Origin of the sequence: Oceanospirillum beijerinckii DSM 7166 (assembly GCF_000422425.1) — a bacterium.
GTDB lineage: Bacteria > Pseudomonadota > Gammaproteobacteria > Pseudomonadales > Halomonadaceae > Oceanospirillum > Oceanospirillum beijerinckii.
This window is the reverse complement of the sequence record NZ_AULT01000016.1, coordinates 1-18,186: the sequence shown is the minus strand read 5'-3', so window position 1 is coordinate 18,186 and position 18,186 is coordinate 1. Positions and strand designations below refer to the sequence as shown.

General features: G+C 47.7%; 12 protein-coding genes and 8 tRNA genes. 5 read left to right on the top strand and 15 right to left on the bottom strand.

The features are described 5' to 3' along the window. Window positions 1-57: 57 nt before the first annotated feature. The 10 genes from clpP to H579_RS0106850 all read right to left on the bottom strand — a co-directional run bounded on the left by clpP (window position 58) and on the right by H579_RS0106850 (window position 3,249). A complete protein-coding gene (gene clpP / locus H579_RS0106895) occupies window positions 58-681 on the bottom strand; it encodes an ATP-dependent Clp endopeptidase proteolytic subunit ClpP (RefSeq protein ID WP_028300068.1) in 624 nt (207 codons plus the stop codon). 72 nt (window positions 682-753) lie between these two features. Next, window positions 754-2,088 carry a trigger factor gene (tig, locus tag H579_RS0106890; RefSeq protein WP_028300067.1) on the bottom strand — a complete coding sequence of 445 codons (1,335 nt, stop codon included), beginning with the start codon at window positions 2,086-2,088 and terminating at the stop codon, window positions 754-756. Between the two features lie 289 nt (window positions 2,089-2,377). After that, window positions 2,378-2,454: transfer RNA gene (locus H579_RS0106885), tRNA-Pro, on the bottom strand. Between the two features lie 28 nt (window positions 2,455-2,482). Continuing rightward, window positions 2,483-2,558, bottom strand: a tRNA-His gene (locus H579_RS0106880). Between the two features lie 66 nt (window positions 2,559-2,624). Continuing rightward, window positions 2,625-2,701 (bottom strand) — tRNA-Pro (locus tag H579_RS0106875). Window positions 2,702-2,732: 31 nt separating this feature from the next. Further along, window positions 2,733-2,808, bottom strand: a tRNA-His gene (locus H579_RS0106870). A 62-nt stretch (window positions 2,809-2,870) separates the two neighbouring features. Next, a tRNA-Pro gene (locus H579_RS0106865) sits at window positions 2,871-2,947 on the bottom strand. 36 nt (window positions 2,948-2,983) lie between these two features. Beyond that, a tRNA-His gene (locus tag H579_RS0106860) sits at window positions 2,984-3,059 on the bottom strand. A gap of 23 nt (window positions 3,060-3,082) precedes the next feature. After that, window positions 3,083-3,159 (bottom strand) — tRNA-Arg (locus H579_RS0106855). A gap of 13 nt (window positions 3,160-3,172) precedes the next feature. Further along, window positions 3,173-3,249 (bottom strand) — tRNA-Pro (locus H579_RS0106850). A 210-nt stretch (window positions 3,250-3,459) separates the two neighbouring features. On the opposite strand from H579_RS0106850, the gene folD reads away from it, so the two are divergent. Then, window positions 3,460-4,317, top strand: a complete 858-nt coding sequence (folD, locus tag H579_RS0106845; protein WP_028300066.1) for a bifunctional methylenetetrahydrofolate dehydrogenase/methenyltetrahydrofolate cyclohydrolase FolD — start codon at window positions 3,460-3,462, stop codon at window positions 4,315-4,317. A 108-nt stretch (window positions 4,318-4,425) separates the two neighbouring features. On the opposite strand, the gene cysS is transcribed toward folD, so the two are convergent. Together cysS and H579_RS0106835 are read right to left on the bottom strand one after the other, a co-directional pair. Then, complete coding sequence (cysS, locus tag H579_RS0106840) at window positions 4,426-5,811, bottom strand: cysteine--tRNA ligase (RefSeq protein WP_036565610.1); 1,386 nt, start codon at window positions 5,809-5,811, stop codon at window positions 4,426-4,428. 6 nt (window positions 5,812-5,817) lie between these two features. Further along, a complete protein-coding gene (locus H579_RS0106835) occupies window positions 5,818-7,500 on the bottom strand; it encodes a glutamine--tRNA ligase/YqeY domain fusion protein (protein WP_028300064.1) in 1,683 nt (560 codons plus the stop codon). Window positions 7,501-7,982: 482 nt separating this feature from the next. Between H579_RS0106835 and H579_RS0106830 the strand changes: the two genes are divergently transcribed. From H579_RS0106830 to acnB, 3 genes are all read left to right on the top strand, one after another. Then, window positions 7,983-8,483, top strand: coding sequence for a peptidylprolyl isomerase (locus H579_RS0106830; protein ID WP_028300063.1), 501 nt, complete (start codon window positions 7,983-7,985; stop codon window positions 8,481-8,483). Between the two features lie 78 nt (window positions 8,484-8,561). Then, window positions 8,562-9,281 (top strand): UDP-2,3-diacylglucosamine diphosphatase, encoded by a 720-nt coding sequence (locus H579_RS0106825; RefSeq protein ID WP_028300062.1) that lies wholly within the window; start codon window positions 8,562-8,564, stop codon window positions 9,279-9,281. Window positions 9,282-9,630: 349 nt separating this feature from the next. After that, window positions 9,631-12,234, top strand: coding sequence for a bifunctional aconitate hydratase 2/2-methylisocitrate dehydratase (gene acnB / locus H579_RS0106820; RefSeq protein WP_028300061.1), 2,604 nt, complete (start codon window positions 9,631-9,633; stop codon window positions 12,232-12,234). Between the two features lie 124 nt (window positions 12,235-12,358). Here acnB and H579_RS24600 read toward each other — a convergent pair whose 3' ends face one another. From H579_RS24600 to H579_RS27700, 3 genes are all read right to left on the bottom strand, one after another. Further along, a complete protein-coding gene (locus H579_RS24600) occupies window positions 12,359-13,399 on the bottom strand; it encodes a CaiB/BaiF CoA transferase family protein (protein WP_051227389.1) in 1,041 nt (346 codons plus the stop codon). Between the two features lie 352 nt (window positions 13,400-13,751). After that, entirely contained in the window at window positions 13,752-14,213 is a 462-nt protein-coding gene (locus H579_RS0106810) for a CreA family protein (protein ID WP_028300060.1), read from the bottom strand. Next, entirely contained in the window at window positions 14,200-16,806 is a 2,607-nt protein-coding gene (locus H579_RS27700; RefSeq protein ID WP_157834569.1) for a bifunctional diguanylate cyclase/phosphodiesterase, read from the bottom strand. Before H579_RS27700 ends, H579_RS0106810 begins: the two co-directional genes overlap by 14 nt. A gap of 149 nt (window positions 16,807-16,955) precedes the next feature. Here H579_RS27700 and H579_RS0106800 point away from each other — a divergent pair, with 149 nt between their 5' ends. Continuing rightward, window positions 16,956-17,762: a substrate-binding periplasmic protein gene (locus H579_RS0106800; protein ID WP_028300059.1), complete on the top strand. Its 807-nt coding sequence runs from the start codon at window positions 16,956-16,958 to the stop codon at window positions 17,760-17,762. The last annotated feature ends 424 nt before the right edge of the window (window positions 17,763-18,186 follow it).

Here is an 18,186-nt window from a genome sequence, read left to right as displayed (position 1 = left end):
ACTATTCAGGGTCAGCTGCAGCGATTTGTGCGTATTACCCTAAACAACAATTTGGACTTATTCGCCGCCCATGGCGCGCTGATCAAGTACTTTATCAATCAGACCATACTCAACCGCTGTCTCACCGTCCATAAAGTTATCACGGTCAGTATCACGGGCAATCTCTTCAATCGGCTTGCCTGTATGGTGAGACAATACTTTGTTCAGTTTTTCTCGAATTGTCAAAATTTCGCGAGTGTGGATCTCAATATCACTCGCTTGCCCCTGGAAACCACCCAGCGGCTGGTGAATCATCATACGTGAATGAGGCAGGCAGTAACGCTTACCTGCTGCACCACCAGAGAGCAACAATGCCCCCATACTGGCCGCCTGACCGATACACATGGTGCTGACATCAGGCTTAATAAACTGCATGGTATCGTAGATGGACATACCCGCAGTCACGGAACCACCCGGAGAATTGATGTACAGGTGAACATCCTTATCCGGATTCTCCGATTCCAAAAACAGCAACTGAGCCACTACCAGGTTGGCCATATGATCTTCAACCGGGCCTACCAGAAAGATCACTCGCTCTTTTAATAGACGGGAGTAGATATCATACGCACGCTCGCCACGTGATGATTGTTCAACCACCATAGGGACTAAGCCCGCGTTCATGATCTCAAATGGATTGCTCATATGCATATTCCCTTAGTAAAAATGCCTGACCCCATAATAGAGGTCAGGCCATGAAGACGTCAAAGAGTTAAATTACTCAGCCGCTTCTTCTGCTTCTTCCTGCTGTGGAGCTGCAGGCTTGATCGCATCATCGTAAGACACTTCAACGTCATTTACAGTAGCTTCTGCCAGCAGGTTTTCAACTACCAGCTCTTCCAGCACTGCAGATTCCAGCTGCTGACGCATCTGGTCGTTGCTCATGTAGTAATCAACAACTTCATCTGGGTCCTGGTAAGACTCAGCCAGCTTCTCTACGTATGCACGCAGAGCGGCTTCATCCGCCTTCAGTTCTTTCGCTTCAACAACGGAAGCCATCAGCAGACCCAGTTTAACGCGCTTCTCAGCTTGCTCCTGGAACAGTTCTGCAGGCAGTTGTGACGCATCAAAGTTAGATGGACCACCAAACTGCTGAACCGCTTGCTGACGCAGAGCATCGATCTCATTGCTGATCAGGGCTTTAGGTACGTCGAACTCGTTACCCTTAACCAGCGCATCAACAACTTGCTCTTTTACTTTGTTTTTGATGGTTTGTTCCAGCTCACGCTCCATGTTTTTCTTAACATCGGCACGGAACGCTTCAACACCACCTTCTTCAACACCGTACTTAGCGAAGAACTCATCATTCAGCTCAGGCAGCTGTTTCTCAGATACTTTATTCACTTTCACTTTGAATACTGCATCTTTGCCTTTCAGCTGTTCAGCCTGGTAATCTTCCGGGAAAGCAACATTAACGTCTTTCTCTTCACCCGCTTTAGTACCTACCAGCTGAGCTTCAAAACCAGGAATAAAGGTGCCGGAAGACAGACCCAGGTCATAACCTTCTGCTTTACCACCTTCAAATGCTTCACCATCGATGAAACCTTCAAAGTCAATATTTACCTGATCCTGCTCTGCGGCTTCACGCTCAACTTCAACCCAAGATGTTTGTTGTTCACGCAGAACATCGATCATCTTATCCAGGTCTTCATCAGTTACGCTGGCCGCTGGCTTTTCTACAGTCAGATCACTCAGAGAGCCTACTTCAACCTCCGGGTAAACTTCCAGAGTTGCAACAAACTCCAGATCTTTACCTGTTTCGTTTACTTTAGGTTCGATCTCAGGGAAACCGGCTGGATTCAGTTCTTCCTTAGTAATCGCTTCAACGTACTGAGTACGCACAACTTCTGAAACAACTTCAGCACGAACATCAGCACCAAACTGACGACGCACATAGCTCATTGGCACCTTGCCACGACGGAAGCCGTTGATACGTGCGCTTTTTGCAGTCTGCTTCAGACGCTCTTCAACTGCGTTATCAACCTGCGCTGCTGGCACCTGAATTGTGACGCGACGCTCAAGACCAGAAGTCGTTTCAACGGAAACTTGCATGAAAAATCCTCGTAATACTTTTAATGCTTCTTTTGTAAGCTGAAAGAAATAGATTTTAAGAGTAGATAGAGCCGCAAGCAAGCGGTTATGCACCCACAAGACACTTGTTTGTTAAGAAAAAAACCAAAACTGAACCAAATGGTTGTTTTTCGAACAATACAAAGCAATACACTGAAAAATAAAGGGTAAATTCGAAAGCGACTCAAGCTACAATAGAACAAAAGTACTTAAAGATAAAAAGACGAGAAAGACGAGAAAGGAAAAACAAGAAGAAAAACCAAAAATTAAGTGGTCGGGATAGAGGGATTCGAACCCCCGACATCCTGCTCCCAAAGCAGGCGCGCTACCAGACTGCGCTATATCCCGATATACTACATAAAGCAAAAAAGTAATATGGGGTGAACGATGGGGCTCGAACCCACGACAACCGGAATCACAATCCGGGGCTCTACCAACTGAGCTACGCTCACCACTAACGCCTTACAGGCACAATCAAAAAACACCATAACCAACAAACAAAAAGATTGCTGATTAAATGGTCGGGATAGAGGGATTCGAACCCCCGACATCCTGCTCCCAAAGCAGGCGCGCTACCAGACTGCGCTATATCCCGATATACTACATAAAGCAAATGCAAGGCAAGATGGGGTGAACGATGGGGCTCGAACCCACGACAACCGGAATCACAATCCGGGACTCTACCAACTGAGCTACGCTCACCACTAACGCCTTACAGGCACAACTAACATCATAACCAACAAACAAAAAGATTGCCGATCAAATGGTCGGGATAGAGGGATTCGAACCCCCGACATCCTGCTCCCAAAGCAGGCGCGCTACCAGACTGCGCTATATCCCGAAAAACACACTCAAACAATATACCAGCAAGAAAAAATGGGGTGAACGATGGGGCTCGAACCCACGACAACCGGAATCACAATCCGGGGCTCTACCAACTGAGCTACGCTCACCACAAACCCACACCAGACACTTATGGCGCGCCCAGCAGGACTCGAACCTGCAACCTACGGCTTAGAAGGCCGTTGCTCTATCCGGTTGAGCTATAGGCGCTTTACAAGTCCAGTGGTCGGGATAGAGGGATTCGAACCCCCGACATCCTGCTCCCAAAGCAGGCGCGCTACCAGACTGCGCTATATCCCGAAAACTTGCTAGTCAAAACAGCTTAACTCTGCTGCCTCAACATGGCGACGCATTCTATAGATACTATTTCGGCAGGTCAACACTATTTTTAAAATATTTCTAATTTTTCCATTTAGATACAAGGCGTTAACCTGAATATTCCCCCTGGCAGCACATCGTGCGACAATATAACCCTTGTTACCCAAGTCTCGGCAGGAGCACCCCCAAAACATGAGCGCCAATATCATTGATGGCAAGCAGATTGCACTTAATGTGCGTGATAAAGTATCCAAAGCAGTAGAACAGCGTATCGCCAACGGTCAACGTATCCCCGGCCTGGCAGTTGTTCTGGTCGGTAACGACCCCGCTTCTGAAGTGTATGTACGCAATAAGAAAGCGGACTGTGAAAAAGCAGGCTTCAAGTCCTTTTCATACGACCTGGATGAAACTACCACTCAGGAACAGCTATTAGGTCTGGTCGACGAACTGAATGCCAACCCGGAAGTAGATGGCATTCTGGTTCAGCTACCATTGCCAGCACACTTGGATTCCGACTTAATTTTAGAGCGTATCGAACCCCACAAAGATGTTGACGGCTTCCACCCGTATAACATTGGCCGCCTTGCTCAACGCTTACCAGCACTGCGCCCTTGTACACCCAAAGGCATTATGACCCTACTGGAAAGCACCGGCGAAGAGATTCGCGGCAAAAAAGCCACCATCGTAGGTGCTTCCAATATTGTAGGCCGCCCTATGGCAATGGAGCTGTTACTGGCTGGCTGTACGGTAACGGTTACTCACCGTTTTACCAAGGATCTACCAGGGGAGCTGGCAGATGCCGACATAGTAGTTGTGGCAGTCGGCAAACCAGGCATCGTAAAAGGCGAATGGATCAAAGATGGCGCAATTGTTATTGATGTAGGTATCAACCGTCTGGACAACGGCAAACTGGTTGGCGACATTGAGTTCGAACCTGCTGCGGAACGTGCCGGCTGGATCACACCAGTTCCGGGCGGCGTTGGCCCTATGACCCGTGCAGCTCTACTGGAAAATACACTGCAAGCAGCAGAGAACCACGATAAAAACTGATCTGGCTTATTAAAGACTTACAGGTTTTATCAGGCTGTTAGAATTTTAAAAGCCATAAAAAAAGGGCGCCAACTTGGCACCCTTTTTTATTCTCGCTTTATCGACTCATTACTCACGCACCCAACTGGTACCTTCGCGAGAGTCTTTCAGAATAATACCTTGCGCAGCCAGTTCATCACGAATGCGATCAGACTCGGCAAAATCTTTATTCTTACGTGCCTGGTTACGGGCTTCAATCTGAGCTTCAATATCACCTTCACTCAAGCCATCCGCCGCAGGCTCACCTTTCAGGAAGCTATCCGCATCCTGGTTGAACAGACCCAGCACATCACCAAACAGCTTCAGATAACCAGCCAGCTGACCCGCCTGCTCAGTATCACCTTCTTTCTTAGCGATATTCAGCTGTTTAGCCAAGTCAAACAGCACCGCAAACGCCTCTGCAGTATTGAAGTCATCATCCATTGCGGCTTTAAAGCGCTCAACCCACTCACCTTCAGCAGGCACTTCAACAGCATCAACACCCTGCAACGCAGTATAGAAACGCTCCAGCGATTGACGGGCTGATTTCAGACCATCTTCAGAGTAGTTAATCGGGCTACGGTAGTGGCTGGACAACAGGAAGTAACGAATCACCTCTGGATTGTATTTTTCCAGCACATCTCGAATAGTGAAGAAGTTCCCCAGAGACTTGGACATCTTCTCCTGATCCACGCGCACCGCACCAGCGTGCATCCAGGTATTGGCATATTTCTCGCCAGTAGCCGCTTCAGACTGAGCAATCTCGTTTTCATGGTGCGGGAACGGCAGATCCGGGCCGCCACCATGAATGTCGAAATTATTACCCAAGCAGCAAGTAGACATCGCTGAACACTCGATATGCCAACCCGGACGACCTGGACCCCAAGGGGAATCCCAGCTGACCTCATCTTCTTTAGCTGATTTCCACAGCACGAAGTCCATTGGGTTTTCTTTCGCATCTTCTACATCAATACGGGCGCCAGCCTGCATCTCTTCCAGATTACGATTGGTCAGCTTGCCGTAGTCAGCAAACTTATTAACGCGATAATAGACATCACCGTTATCTGCTGGATAGGCAAAACCCTTCTCAACCAGCGTCTGAACCATATCGACGATATCACCAATGTGGTGAGTCGCACGAGGCTCCAGATCAGGACGCAGCACGCCCAGGCGATCTTCATCATCATGCATCGCCTGAATCATACGCTCGGTCAGTTCATCCACGCGCTCACCATTCTCATTGGCACGACGGATAATTTTGTCGTCCACATCGGTGATATTACGCACGTAAGTTACATCATAACCACGATGACGCAGATAGCGGGTGATCATATCAAAGCCAACCATAACGCGGGCATGACCAATATGACACAGGTCGTATACGGTGATACCGCACACATACATCTTGATCTTGTTTTCTTCAATTGGCGTAAAGACTTCTTTTTTACGCGTCATTGTATTGTAGATCTGCAACATACCCTGTTATCCCTTTTTCTGGATCTTGGCCCAGCTGTCTTTCAGGCCTACTGTTTTGTTAAATACCAGTTTGCCATCAACGCCGTGATCATAACGATCCGCTACAAAGTAACCAATACGCTCAAACTGGAAGCTATCTTCACCCACTGCAGTCAGCAGGCTTGGCTCACAGTAGCCGGTGGTGACGGTCAGAGATTCTGGATTGATAAAGTCCAGGAAATTAGCGTCTTTGTGACCATCTGGATTTTCATCGGTAAACAGGTTTTCGTACAGACGCACTTCAGCCGGTACCGCATGAGCTTCAGATACCCAGTGAATCACACCTTTCACCTTACGACCTTCCGGGTTCTTGCCCAGCGTCTCAGGATCATAGGTACACAGCAGCTCTACTACTTTACCGTTTTCGTCCTTGATCACTTTTTCACACTTGATCACATAAGAGTTACGCAGGCGAACTTCACGACCTTGAGTCAGGCGGAAGAATTTCTTCGGCGCATCTTCCATAAAGTCTTCCGCTTCGATCAGCAGAGTGCGACTGAAGGGTACGGTACGCTCACCCATCTCTTCGTGAGCAGGGTGCGCAGGTACAACGTACTCTTCTACCTGATCTTCTGGATAGTTAGTGATAGTTACTTTAATCGGGTCTAGCACACACATCGCACGCGGCGCATTCTCTTCCAGATCAGAACGCAGCGCGTGATACAGCATAGCGACATCAACCACACCGTCACTACGGGTTACACCCACCATATCGCAGAACTTACGAATAGAGTTTGGCGTATAACCACGACGACGCATACCTGAAATAGTCGGCATACGCGGATCATCCCAACCTGCCACATGATTTTCGTCTACCAGCTGCTTCAGTTTACGCTTACTGGTTACCGTGTAGTTCAGGTTCAGACGAGAGAATTCGATCTGCTTAGGCTGAGCCGGTACAGGCAGGTTTTCAATAAACCAGTTATACAGAGGACGGTGATCTTCAAACTCCAGTGTACAGATAGAGTGTGTAATACCTTCAATCGCATCAGACTGACCATGAGCAAAGTCATAGTTTGGATAGATGCACCACTTATCACCGGTCTGATGGTGATGAGCACGACGGATACGGTACAAAATCGGATCACGCAGATTGATGTTTGGCGCGCTCATATCGATCTTGGCACGCAGTACCTTAGCACCGTCGTCAAACTCACCGGCACGCATACGCCCGAATTGATCCAAATTCTCTTCAACAGAGCGATCACGGAACGGGCTGTCTTTGCCCGCTTCGGTCAGCGTACCACGGTACTCACGCATCTGTTCCGCGTTCAACTCGCACACGTAGGCCTTACCTGCTTTGATCAACTCAACAGCATATTCATACAGGGTATCAAAGTACTCAGAGGTGTAACGCACTTTGCCAGCCCAGTTAAAGCCCAGCCATTTTACATCCTCTTGGATAGAGTCAATATATTCCTGGCTCTCTTTCTCTGGGTTGGTATCATCAAAACGCAGATTACAAGCACCGCCAAAGTGCTCCGCCAAACCAAAGTTCAAACAGATCGACTTAGCATGACCTACGTGCAGGTAACCATTAGGCTCAGGTGGAAAACGAGTACAGATCTGCTCGTATTTACCGTTTGCTAGTTCTTCTTCAATAATATTGCGAATAAAATTCGGTGCGGCCGTTGTCTCGGTATTGCTCATAATCTTAGGCAAATCTCTAAATGATCGCGTGAGTGTCGCGGCATCAGGCTTATCGCTTCCCCTGCAACTTTTATCTGAACCCCTTGTACTCTATAGCTTCAGCGAGTAGCACCGCTATAGTGAATAAAGAGCATTAAGCCCGGAAACGTTAACAACCACGAACAGGGCAACTCATCAGATAAAAATATCAGGTATAAAAGCGAGGGACCTTAAATGCCTTTCCATAAGGCTATTTGGCGTGAATTTTCAGGTGCCTGAGGCTGAATTCTCATGCACCTTTCTTTTGCCAAACACGCAAAAGCGGTATTATAGCGTGACGGCTGGTCATTAAGCCATCCTGTTTAAGCAGCGAAATAAAAGTTTCTGAGCGAGAGACGGTATCTTCTCTGGCTTCCAGAGAGAGTAACGTTCAACGACTTTTATTTTGTCAGGTAACGGATAGTACTCTTAAAACCATTAACGATTTAGATTAAGGGCAAACAATGATTGTTCTACACACCAATCACGGCGACATCAAAATTGAACTGAACTACGAAAAAGCGCCGGTTACTGCTAAGAATTTCGAAGAGTACGTAACCAGCGGCCACTACAATGGCACTATTTTCCACCGTGTAATCAACGGTTTTATGGTTCAGGGCGGTGGTTTTGAGCCAGGCATGAACCAGAAAGAGACACGCGACCCAATCGAAAATGAAGCAGACAACGGCCTGTCTAACGACACCGGCACTCTGGCGATGGCTCGCACTATGGACCCTCATTCAGCCTCTGCTCAGTTCTTTATCAACGTTGCAGATAACGCTTTCCTGAACCACACCGGTAAAAACATGCAGGGCTGGGGTTACTGCGTATTCGGTAAAGTTGTTGAAGGTATGGACGTAGTGAACATGATCAAGGAAGTAAAAACCACTTCCCGCGCCGGTCACCAGGACGTACCCGCTGAAGACGTGATCATCGAATCTGCAGAAGTTATTGCTGACGAATAATTTCTGCCGGAATTCCGGACCGGGATTTCCCCCGGTCCCCTGCCTCTGTCCATAAACCTGCCGCAGACTTACCGCTATATGAAACAACTCTTTATCTCTGATCTGCACCTGCAGGCACTTGACCCCCCTGTCACGCAACACTTTTTTCACTTCCTCGATCTGTATGCCACTCAAACAGACCAGCTTTATATTCTGGGCGATTTCTTTGAGTACTGGATCGGTGATGATTTCACCTCAGAACTCACAGAGGCTGTGAGCCAGCGATTGAAAGCTGTAAAAGAGTCCGGCACTGAACTCTTCTTTATGGCTGGCAACCGTGATTTTTTATTAGGTGAAGACTATGCCAAACAATGCGGCATGCAGCTCCTGCCAGATCCTTATGTGATGCCCGCACCACAGCAGCATATCCTACTAAGTCATGGCGACTACCTGTGTACCGATGACACCGAGTACCTTAAGTTCCGGCAGCTATCCCGCAGTCAAGAGTGGCAACACGCTTTCTTATCCAAACCTCTGACCGATCGCATCGCCTTTGCACAACAAGCCAGGCAACAGAGCAAAGAAAGCCAGCAGGACTATAAGCTGATAGATCTCAACGATAGTGCTATTGAAGAAACGTTACGCGAATACCAGTGCCAACTCCTTATCCACGGTCATACTCATCACCCCGGTTTAAGAGGAGTTGCTGAAAGTGAATTCAACCGCCTGACCCTCAGCGACTGGGATCACAATATTTTTTATATTGAGATTATTGATAACGCTCAGCCACAACTAAAGCAGCTGACCTGCTCAAGCTAAAGCCCGGCGCAATTTGGAACAACCCGATACAACTATTAGAAGCAACAGCAAATATTAGAAGCAACAGCAAATCAACAGTAGAAGCAACAGCACCATCCAACCCAAAAGCAGTATAATCAAAGGCATTTGTGTTTGAATGCCTTTTAAGCCCTGCCAGCCCGTTGCAACCCAGCACTAAAGCCTGGTCAGAGACCAAAGTTGAAGCTCTCTCTCCCTAGGTCAACTTAACATTGTCGACATTTTATTCTAAAATCCCCTCACCGAAAAAGGTCGATGAACACATCGAACGCTTTGATTTCACATAAAAAAATTTCCAGAAATCAAAGCACAAACTGATGAGGGTCTAATCGTGCTTGAAGCATATCGCAAACACGTCGAAGAACGCGCTGCAGAAGGTGTTGTACCTAAAGCGCTCAATGCTGAACAAACCGCCGATCTTGTAGAGTTGCTAAAAACCCCACCCGCAGGTGAAGAAGACTTCATTCTGGATCTGATCACAAACCGTGTATCTCCTGGCGTTGACGAAGCAGCCTACGTAAAAGCCGGCTTCCTGTCTGCTGTTGCTAAAGGCGAAGCCTCTTCCCCACTCATCAACCGTAAACATGCGGTTGAACTACTGGGCACCATGCAAGGTGGCTACAACATCGAAACCCTGGTTAAGCTGTTAGATGACGATGACCTGGGCACTGTGGCTGCAGAACAATTAAAACACACCCTGCTGATGTTTGATGCCTTCTACGATGTTGCAGATAAAGCCAAAGAAGGTAACGAGAATGCAAAAGCAGTTATCGAATCCTGGGCGGCTGGCGAGTGGTTCACTTCCAAGCCTGAACTGGCTGAAAAGATCACACTGAGCGTATTTAAAGTCACCGGCGAAACCAATACTGACGACCTGTCTCCTGCGCCGGACGCTTTCACCCGTCCTGACATTCCTAAGCACGCCATGGCGATGCTGAAAATGGAACGTGACGGCATCACTCCAGACGAGCCAGGCGTTCAAGGCCCTATCAAACAGATTGAAGCGCTAATCGCCAAGGGCCACCCTGTTGCTTATGTAGGTGATGTTGTGGGTACGGGTTCTTCCCGTAAGTCGGCAACTAACTCTGTACTCTGGTTCTTCGGTGACGATATTCCGCATGTGCCAAACAAACGTGCAGGCGGTTTCTGTTTCGGCGGTAAGATCGCACCTATCTTCTTCAACACCATGGAAGATGCAGGCGCACTGCCCATCGAAATGGATGTTGAAAAACTGGCTATGGGCGATGTCATTGACGTTTATCCCTATGAGGGCAAAGTTTGCAAGCACGGGACTGACGAAATCGTCAGCACCTTCGAGCTAAAAACTCAGGTTCTGTTGGACGAGGTACGCGCTGGCGGCCGTATCCCCCTGATCATCGGTCGAGGCCTGACTGAAAAAGCCCGTGAATTCCTGGCCCAAGGTCCTACCGATCTGTTCAAACGCCCTGATCAACCTGTAGACACTGGCAAAGGCTTCTCCCTGGCACAGAAAATGGTGGGTAAAGCCTGTGGTCTGGAAGGTGTTCGCCCGGGTACATACGTAGAGCCTAAGATGACAACAGTCGGGTCTCAGGATACTACAGGCCCTATGACCCGTGATGAGCTGAAAGATCTGGCCTGCCTGGGCTTCTCTGCTGATCTGACCATGCAGTCTTTCTGTCATACCGCAGCTTATCCTAAACCTGTCGATGTCCAGACGCACCATACCCTGCCTGATTTCATTATGAACCGTGGCGGCGTATCCCTACGTCCAGGTGACGGTGTAATCCACTCCTGGCTGAACCGTATGCTGTTACCTGATACGGTAGGTACGGGGGGCGACTCTCACACCCGCTTCCCGATCGGTATCTCTTTCCCTGCGGGCTCAGGTCTGGTTGCCTTCGCAGCAGCCACTGGCGTCATGCCTCTGGACATGCCTGAGTCTGTACTGGTTCGCTTTAAAGGCGATAAATTACAACCCGGTATCACTCTGCGCGACCTGGTAAATGCAATTCCTTACTACGCCATTAAGCAAGGCCTGCTAACCGTCGCTAAAGCCGGTAAGAAAAACATCTTTTCTGGCCGTATCCTGGAAATTGAAGGCCTGCCAGACCTGAAAGTTGAGCAGGCGTTTGAACTGTCTGACTCAGCGGCTGAGCGTTCTGCAGCAGCATGTTCTATCAAGCTGAATGAAGCTCCTATCACTGAATACCTGAACTCCAATATCACCATGCTGAAGTGGATGATCGCAGAAGGTTATGGTGATGTGCGTACTATCGAACGCCGTATCAAAGGAATGGAAGACTGGCTGGCAAACCCAGAACTGCTGGAAGCCGATGCGGATGCTGAATATGCCGCTGTGATCGAAATTGACCTGAGCGACATCAAAGAGCCTATTCTGGCCTGCCCGAACGATCCGGACGATGTAAAACTACTATCTGAAGTTGCTGGCGAGAAGATTGATGAGGTCTTTATCGGCTCCTGTATGACCAATATTGGTCATTTCCGTGCGGCGGGTAAACTACTGGATGCCTCGGGCAAGATGGTTCCGACCCGTATGTGGATCGCGCCGCCCACCAAGATGGATGCAGCTCAATTAACTGAAGAAGGTTACTACAACATCTTCGGTCGAGCGGGTGCCCGTATGGAGATGCCAGGCTGCTCCCTGTGTATGGGTAACCAGGCCCGTGTCGGTGATAACACTACGGTAGTCTCAACGTCTACGCGTAACTTCCCTAACCGTCTGGGTACCGGTGCGAATGTTTACCTCTCTTCTGCTGAACTGGCGGCTGTTGCTGCTCTGACGGGTAAATTACCGACCGTTGATGAGTATATGGAGTATGCGTCTAAGCTGGATACCATGGCTGACGATGTATATCGTTATCTGAACTTCGATCAGATTGACTCTTACCAAGCGGCAGCGTCTAAGTTCATCCCTCTGGCCCAAGAGGCTTGATCGTCTACTGAGGCAAATTAAATACCCAATAAAAACCCGGCATCTGCCGGGTTTTTTATGCTTTCTTGAAAATAAAATCTGCAATAAGAACAAAAGATACTTATAGCACAGGCTTGAATTAAGCTTATTTAAGCTGAAACGGTGTGGCTAACTGCTGTAAACCATCTGTTGTACGGACCAGCCCTCTTGCCTGAATATGCGGGTGCTGACTGGCTTCTTCAAAAGTCAGCACAGGCTCAACACAGGCATCCAGATTCGCAAACAAGTCACACCAGTGAGTAAAGGTTTGACTAACAAACACCTCTTGAAGGGCTTGCTTAACTTTCTTTTGACTATCCGGCGTAAAATCAGCACAGTTATCGGCTAAGCCCTGCAGTTCCAGTGCTTCCAGCAGGACTTTCTGGAACTGAGGCTCAAGACTACCCACTGCCATAAAACGCCCATCAGAGGTTTCATAGTAATCATAAAAGGTACCGCCATTGAGCCAACCGGTTTCCGCTTGCGGTTGCTCCCCTCCTGCTAACGCGGCAGCCCCTGCCATACCATTTAAGGCAAAAGCAGCATCCGTCATGCTGATATCCAGATATTGTCCCTCGCCGGTCATCTGGCGGTGAATTACAGCCGCCAGAATCGCCATCACAGCATGATGGGAACCACCGGCAATATCGGCTACCTGGATACCCAAAGGCACCGGAGCCTGGCCCTGACGACGGCTGTAATCCATCGCGCCACTGAGTGCCAGATAATTAATATCATGACCCGCACGATCTTTATAAGGCCCCGTCTGACCATAACCTGTAATACTGCAGTAAATCAGATCAGGATTGATCGCTTTAAGGGTCTCGTAATCCAGACCTAAGCGCTTCATTACTCCCGGTCTGAACTGTTCAACCACAATATCGTATTCTTTAACCAGCCGATAAACCTGTTCAACCGCGCCTGACTGCTTCAGATCCAGCTGTATCGTTTGTTTTTGATCATGGAGTTGATGATAAGCTGCAGAGGCACCATTGACCTGAGGCTCCAGAAACTTCACCAAGTCTGGACGGGTAGGAGACTCAACCCGTAATACTTCCGCCCCCATATCCGCTAATAACATAGTGGCGTAAGGCCCTGGCAACAGGGGACTAAAATCCAGTACTTTTAACGTTTGCAATGACTTCATAATCGCTCTTTTTATTGTTGTACAGGCCTAAATAGTCCGACACTTCCCGGGAAAGATATCTCTATTTAGCTGTTTCCAGATGTTTGGTGTTTAGGTTTTGGAGCTTTGAATAGCTTAAAGGCGTCAAAACTTACAAGCTTTAAACCTTCTTTTTGCACTGAGCTTTATCAGCCTATCAAACAATCGTATGACCAAGAAGTCACCTTAAAACAGAGGCGTCACCTTAAAACAGAGGCGTCACCTTAAAGCAGAGGCGTCAGCTGGAATCAGGAAGGCGCAGACTATGCGGCCATACAAACCAAAAAACGCCCGGATGGGCGTTTTTATAAAAGTACCAAAACTGAGCTAAAAGTTAGTTACGCCAAGGCTGAATAGGCACGACTGAGATAGAATTTTTCGGCGAGCCTTCAACGATCTTATCTGAATAAACCAGATAGATCAGAGTATTACGCTTCTTATCGAAAAACCTGACCACCTGCATGCTCTTAAAGATCAGGCTGGTACGTTTATTAAAGACCTTTTCACCGTTTTCCAACTCATCTTTAATTTCAATGGGGCCTATCTGACGACAGGCGATTGAACCGTCTGAACGATCCTCCGCTAAGCCCAGGCTACCCTTAATACCACCGGTTTTAGGCCGGGATAACCAACAACTGATACCATCGATTTTAGGATCATCAAAAGCCTCAATCACAATCTTGTGGTTAGCCCCTAGCATTTTGAATACGGTACTGACAGAACCGATCTCCTCAGCAAACACTGAACTGTTTAACAACATCAAGCCTGCTATAAGTAAGCCCTTAAATACACTCATACTCATCATCCTCCAAATCATTGATATCATCTCTCAAATGCTCTGACTGCTCCATCACAAAACGCTCAAACTCAAGAGCAGAAAGTGGCTTAGCATACAGATAGCCCTGAATCACATCGCAGCCGACAGCACAGAGAAAGTCTCTTTGTTCAGGGCTATCAACCCCTTCAGCAACCACCTTTAGATTTAGCCGATGAGCTAAGGCGATTGTGGCTTCAATAATGCTCTCATCAGAACGATTTTTACCGATGCCAATGACAAAGCTTCGATCGATTTTAAGATAATCCGCATCAATCGCCTTCAGATAGCTGAGCGACGAGTAACCCGTACCAAAATCATCAATGGCCAGTGTCAAGCCTGCCTGTTTCAGCAGTTTGAGATTATGGCTCACCAGGTCAGAATCAACCATTAGAGTCGTTTCGGTGATTTCAATCGATACTTGGCTGGCCGGTATCTCATAGCGATACATCAGATTCAGCAGACGCTCCGAAAGGTTCTCCCTCGCCAGCTGCACCGCTGAAATATTCATTGCGATACGACCAAAGGGCAGGCGCTGTTTGTTCCACTGTGCAATCTGGCTGAACATACTCTCCATCAACCAGTTACCCACATCTAAAATCAGACTGGTTTCCTCAGCCAAAGAGATAAATTCGGCCGGTGAGATCCACTCCCCGGTATCCGTTTCCCAGCGCATCAAAGCTTCGGCTCCGCTCACACGCTGGCTAACCATAGAGATTTGCGGCTGATATTTCAGACTCAGGGATTGGTTCGACTTTACCGCATGTTCCAACTGCTGCTGCAGGAAGACGCGCCGCTTCATTAACTCATCCATTGCGGCATCAAAGAAACGAAATGTGTTTTTCCCTTCGTGCTTAGCCCGGTACATGGCCAAATCAGCCTGACGCTGCAATAACGAAGCATCCAGCTGATCAACCTTACTGAAAGAGATGCCGACACTACAGGTCACTGTAAAGCTGGTATCACCGAACTCGAAAGGTACTGCAACGGTTTCAATCACCTGTTTTGCCAAAGTAGATAACTGCGCTTGACTCAACACGGGCCTGATCAGAATCGCAAACTCATCACCTCCCAAGCGGGCCAGAAAATGTTTATCCTCCAACATCTCAGCCAGATTATTTGTCGTCCGGATCAGCAACACATCACCGGCCTCATGACCCAGGGTGTCATTAATCTCTTTAAAGCGATCCAGGTCAATAAACATGATCGCGGCTGATTCGCTGCCACTGCGATTAAACAGATGATTGAGCTGATGTTCAAAATAACGTCGATTTGGTAAGCCAGTCAGCGAATCATGATCTGCCAGATAGATGGCTCTCTCTTCCGCATCTTTACGGGCAGTAATATCTTCATGGACCGCGACGAAATGACTGATGCTACCGCTACGATCAACAATGGGTGTTACCGTTTGCTCTACAGTCATAACCCGGCCATCTTTATGACGATTAAGCAGTTCGCCGCGCCAACTCTTACCGGCCAGAATGTTTTGCCACAAACTATTGAAAAAGGATTTATCGTGGTGACCTGAGTTAAGAATTCGCGGATTCCGTCCTTCTACCTCATGAAAGCCATAACCGGTTAAGCGAAGAAAGGCATCATTAACCCAGGAGATATTGCCTTGACGGTCAGTAATAAACACCGCATTAGCCGCACTGCGAATCGCTGCACTTAGCAGTTTATTATCACCCGCGATACGATCCCGTCGCTCCAGTACAATCACAATAAAGCAAGTCACGAACAGGATAAGTCCGGATAAAGCCATCATAACCACTGAAAGCATGCGCTCGTCGTGTTTCCAGGCCTTTAGGGCTTCTTTCTCACTGGATTCAATGGTTACGATTAAAGGCAATAAAGAGGTCGAACGGTAGCTCATCAACGCGGCATCGTCATGCGCTTGTCGTATCCGGTATTCTCCCCAGCTTTTCTGTTGTAGTAATTTACGCAACAGCGCTGGTGCGGGCCGGTTTTCAGGAGCAATTAAGGCACTACCATCATAGTGAAAAAGCCGTACAACAGCATTTTGCTCTTCAATAACGGAAGCAAACAGCTCTGTAAAATACTGAGGGTTTATTGCGGCCATTAAAATAGCCTTAGGTTCTCCCAGAGCATCTCGAACAGTCGTACAGAAAGGAATATATTGATGGGGCATCCTATCCGCAAAAGGGTCACCAGGATATCGTCCTTGTTGCGGAGGGGAGATCAGGTATTCTTTCAGAGGGTCCTGAACAAGAGGAGCGATACAGGCTGGCTCAAGCTTCATTCCTTTGCTACCGACTGCGGCAACCCTGATATGCCCGTCCAGATCAAATAGTGTAATAGAGCGGATCTGAGGGGAAATTCTCAGCTGTTCCGTAATTAGTTTTCGTATATCCGCATCCTCGTCTAACTCAGGCAGACTTTCCGCCATGGTTTTGACAACCGCATTGACGGACTGAAAGGAGCGAATAATCGAATCCTCCAGTGCTCGCAATAAACCGGCATTACGGACCACTTGTTCCTGCAGGCTTCGCTGTACACCTCTATCCAAAGTATGATGTAACAACAACCAAAACATCAGGACCACTGTTCCAGCCACCAGAAATACCCACTTCTGATGCCGAACAGTACTTTTAATGACAACCCACCAATTTTTTAACACAGATCATATCGCACTATAGATACACTTTTTTACAATACATTACACATTGCACGACAAACAGCGTCTAAAGTCTTAAGGAATCCTTCATGAAACAGAAACATAAGCTTTCACTGCATTTCATTGCCATCTTACTCGGCTGCAGCTATTTTTCCACATCATTGGCACTATCGGAACGTGAAAAAAGTATTAAGGATAGTGGGCAACTTCGGGTTTGCATCTGGCCGGACTACTTTTCGATCTCTTACAAAAATATTAAGACAGGCAACCTGGAAGGCATTGATATTAAGCTGGCTCAGGAACTTGCCAGTGACCTGAACGCAAAAGTGAAGTTTGTACCCACTCACTTTGGCATCTTTATGAAGGATATTGAACAGGATAAATGTGATATCGCCATGTTTGGTGTGGGCCGCACTAAGCAACGCATGGAGCGTATCGACTTTAGCGAACCTTACCTATCCAGTGGCATGTACGGTATCGCCAGTAAAAGCCATCCTGTCATCAATAGCTGGGAAGACATAGATCAACCCGGGATTGTCGTATCGGTACAAAAAGGCACCTATATGGAGAACGCTATGAAAAGCAGTCTTAAGCACGCGCAGGTTGTGCCGGTCATCAAACATAGTCAACGCGAGGTCGAAGTACGCTCTGGCAGAGCCGATGTTTTTATCACCGATTACCCTTATGGCCAGAAGATGATCACCAACTACGACTGGGCGAAGCTGCTAACACCACAGCAGAAAACCCAACAGTTTGAATATGCTTACGCCATTAAAAAGGGGCAACCTGAGTGGTTAGCCCGAGTAAATCAGTTTGTCAGCGATATCAAAAAGGATGGCAGACTATTACAACATGCCAGAACCTATAATCTGGAACCGATCGCTATTGTCCACTGAACCAACTTTGATCACGGGCCAACTTTGATCACGGGCCAACTTTGATCACAGGGGGCTTACATCACTCGATTTCGGCTATAGTGAAATCGAGTGACCACCAGGAAGCCAAACACCGATACAAAAAGTTTTTTCGATATTGATACACCCCAAGCATTCGCGACAAATAAGCACCATGAAATTACAAACTAGACAGTGCGTAGTTCTGATTTCAATGAACTGCGCATATCCAGTCTAAACTTTCGTTGTTGGAAAGCGTTTTTCTGGTTTTAGTCGATTGTTTTCTATCATCAATATTCATCCTGTGAGCTTGAAGCCTCCATAACGCTCTATCTCTATTCGCTCGCTCAGGAATTTCACCGCGTTTAGCTTTTCAATGGAAACCAAGAGAAATTCCGGCAGCGAAGATCGCATCGCTTGGGCTACA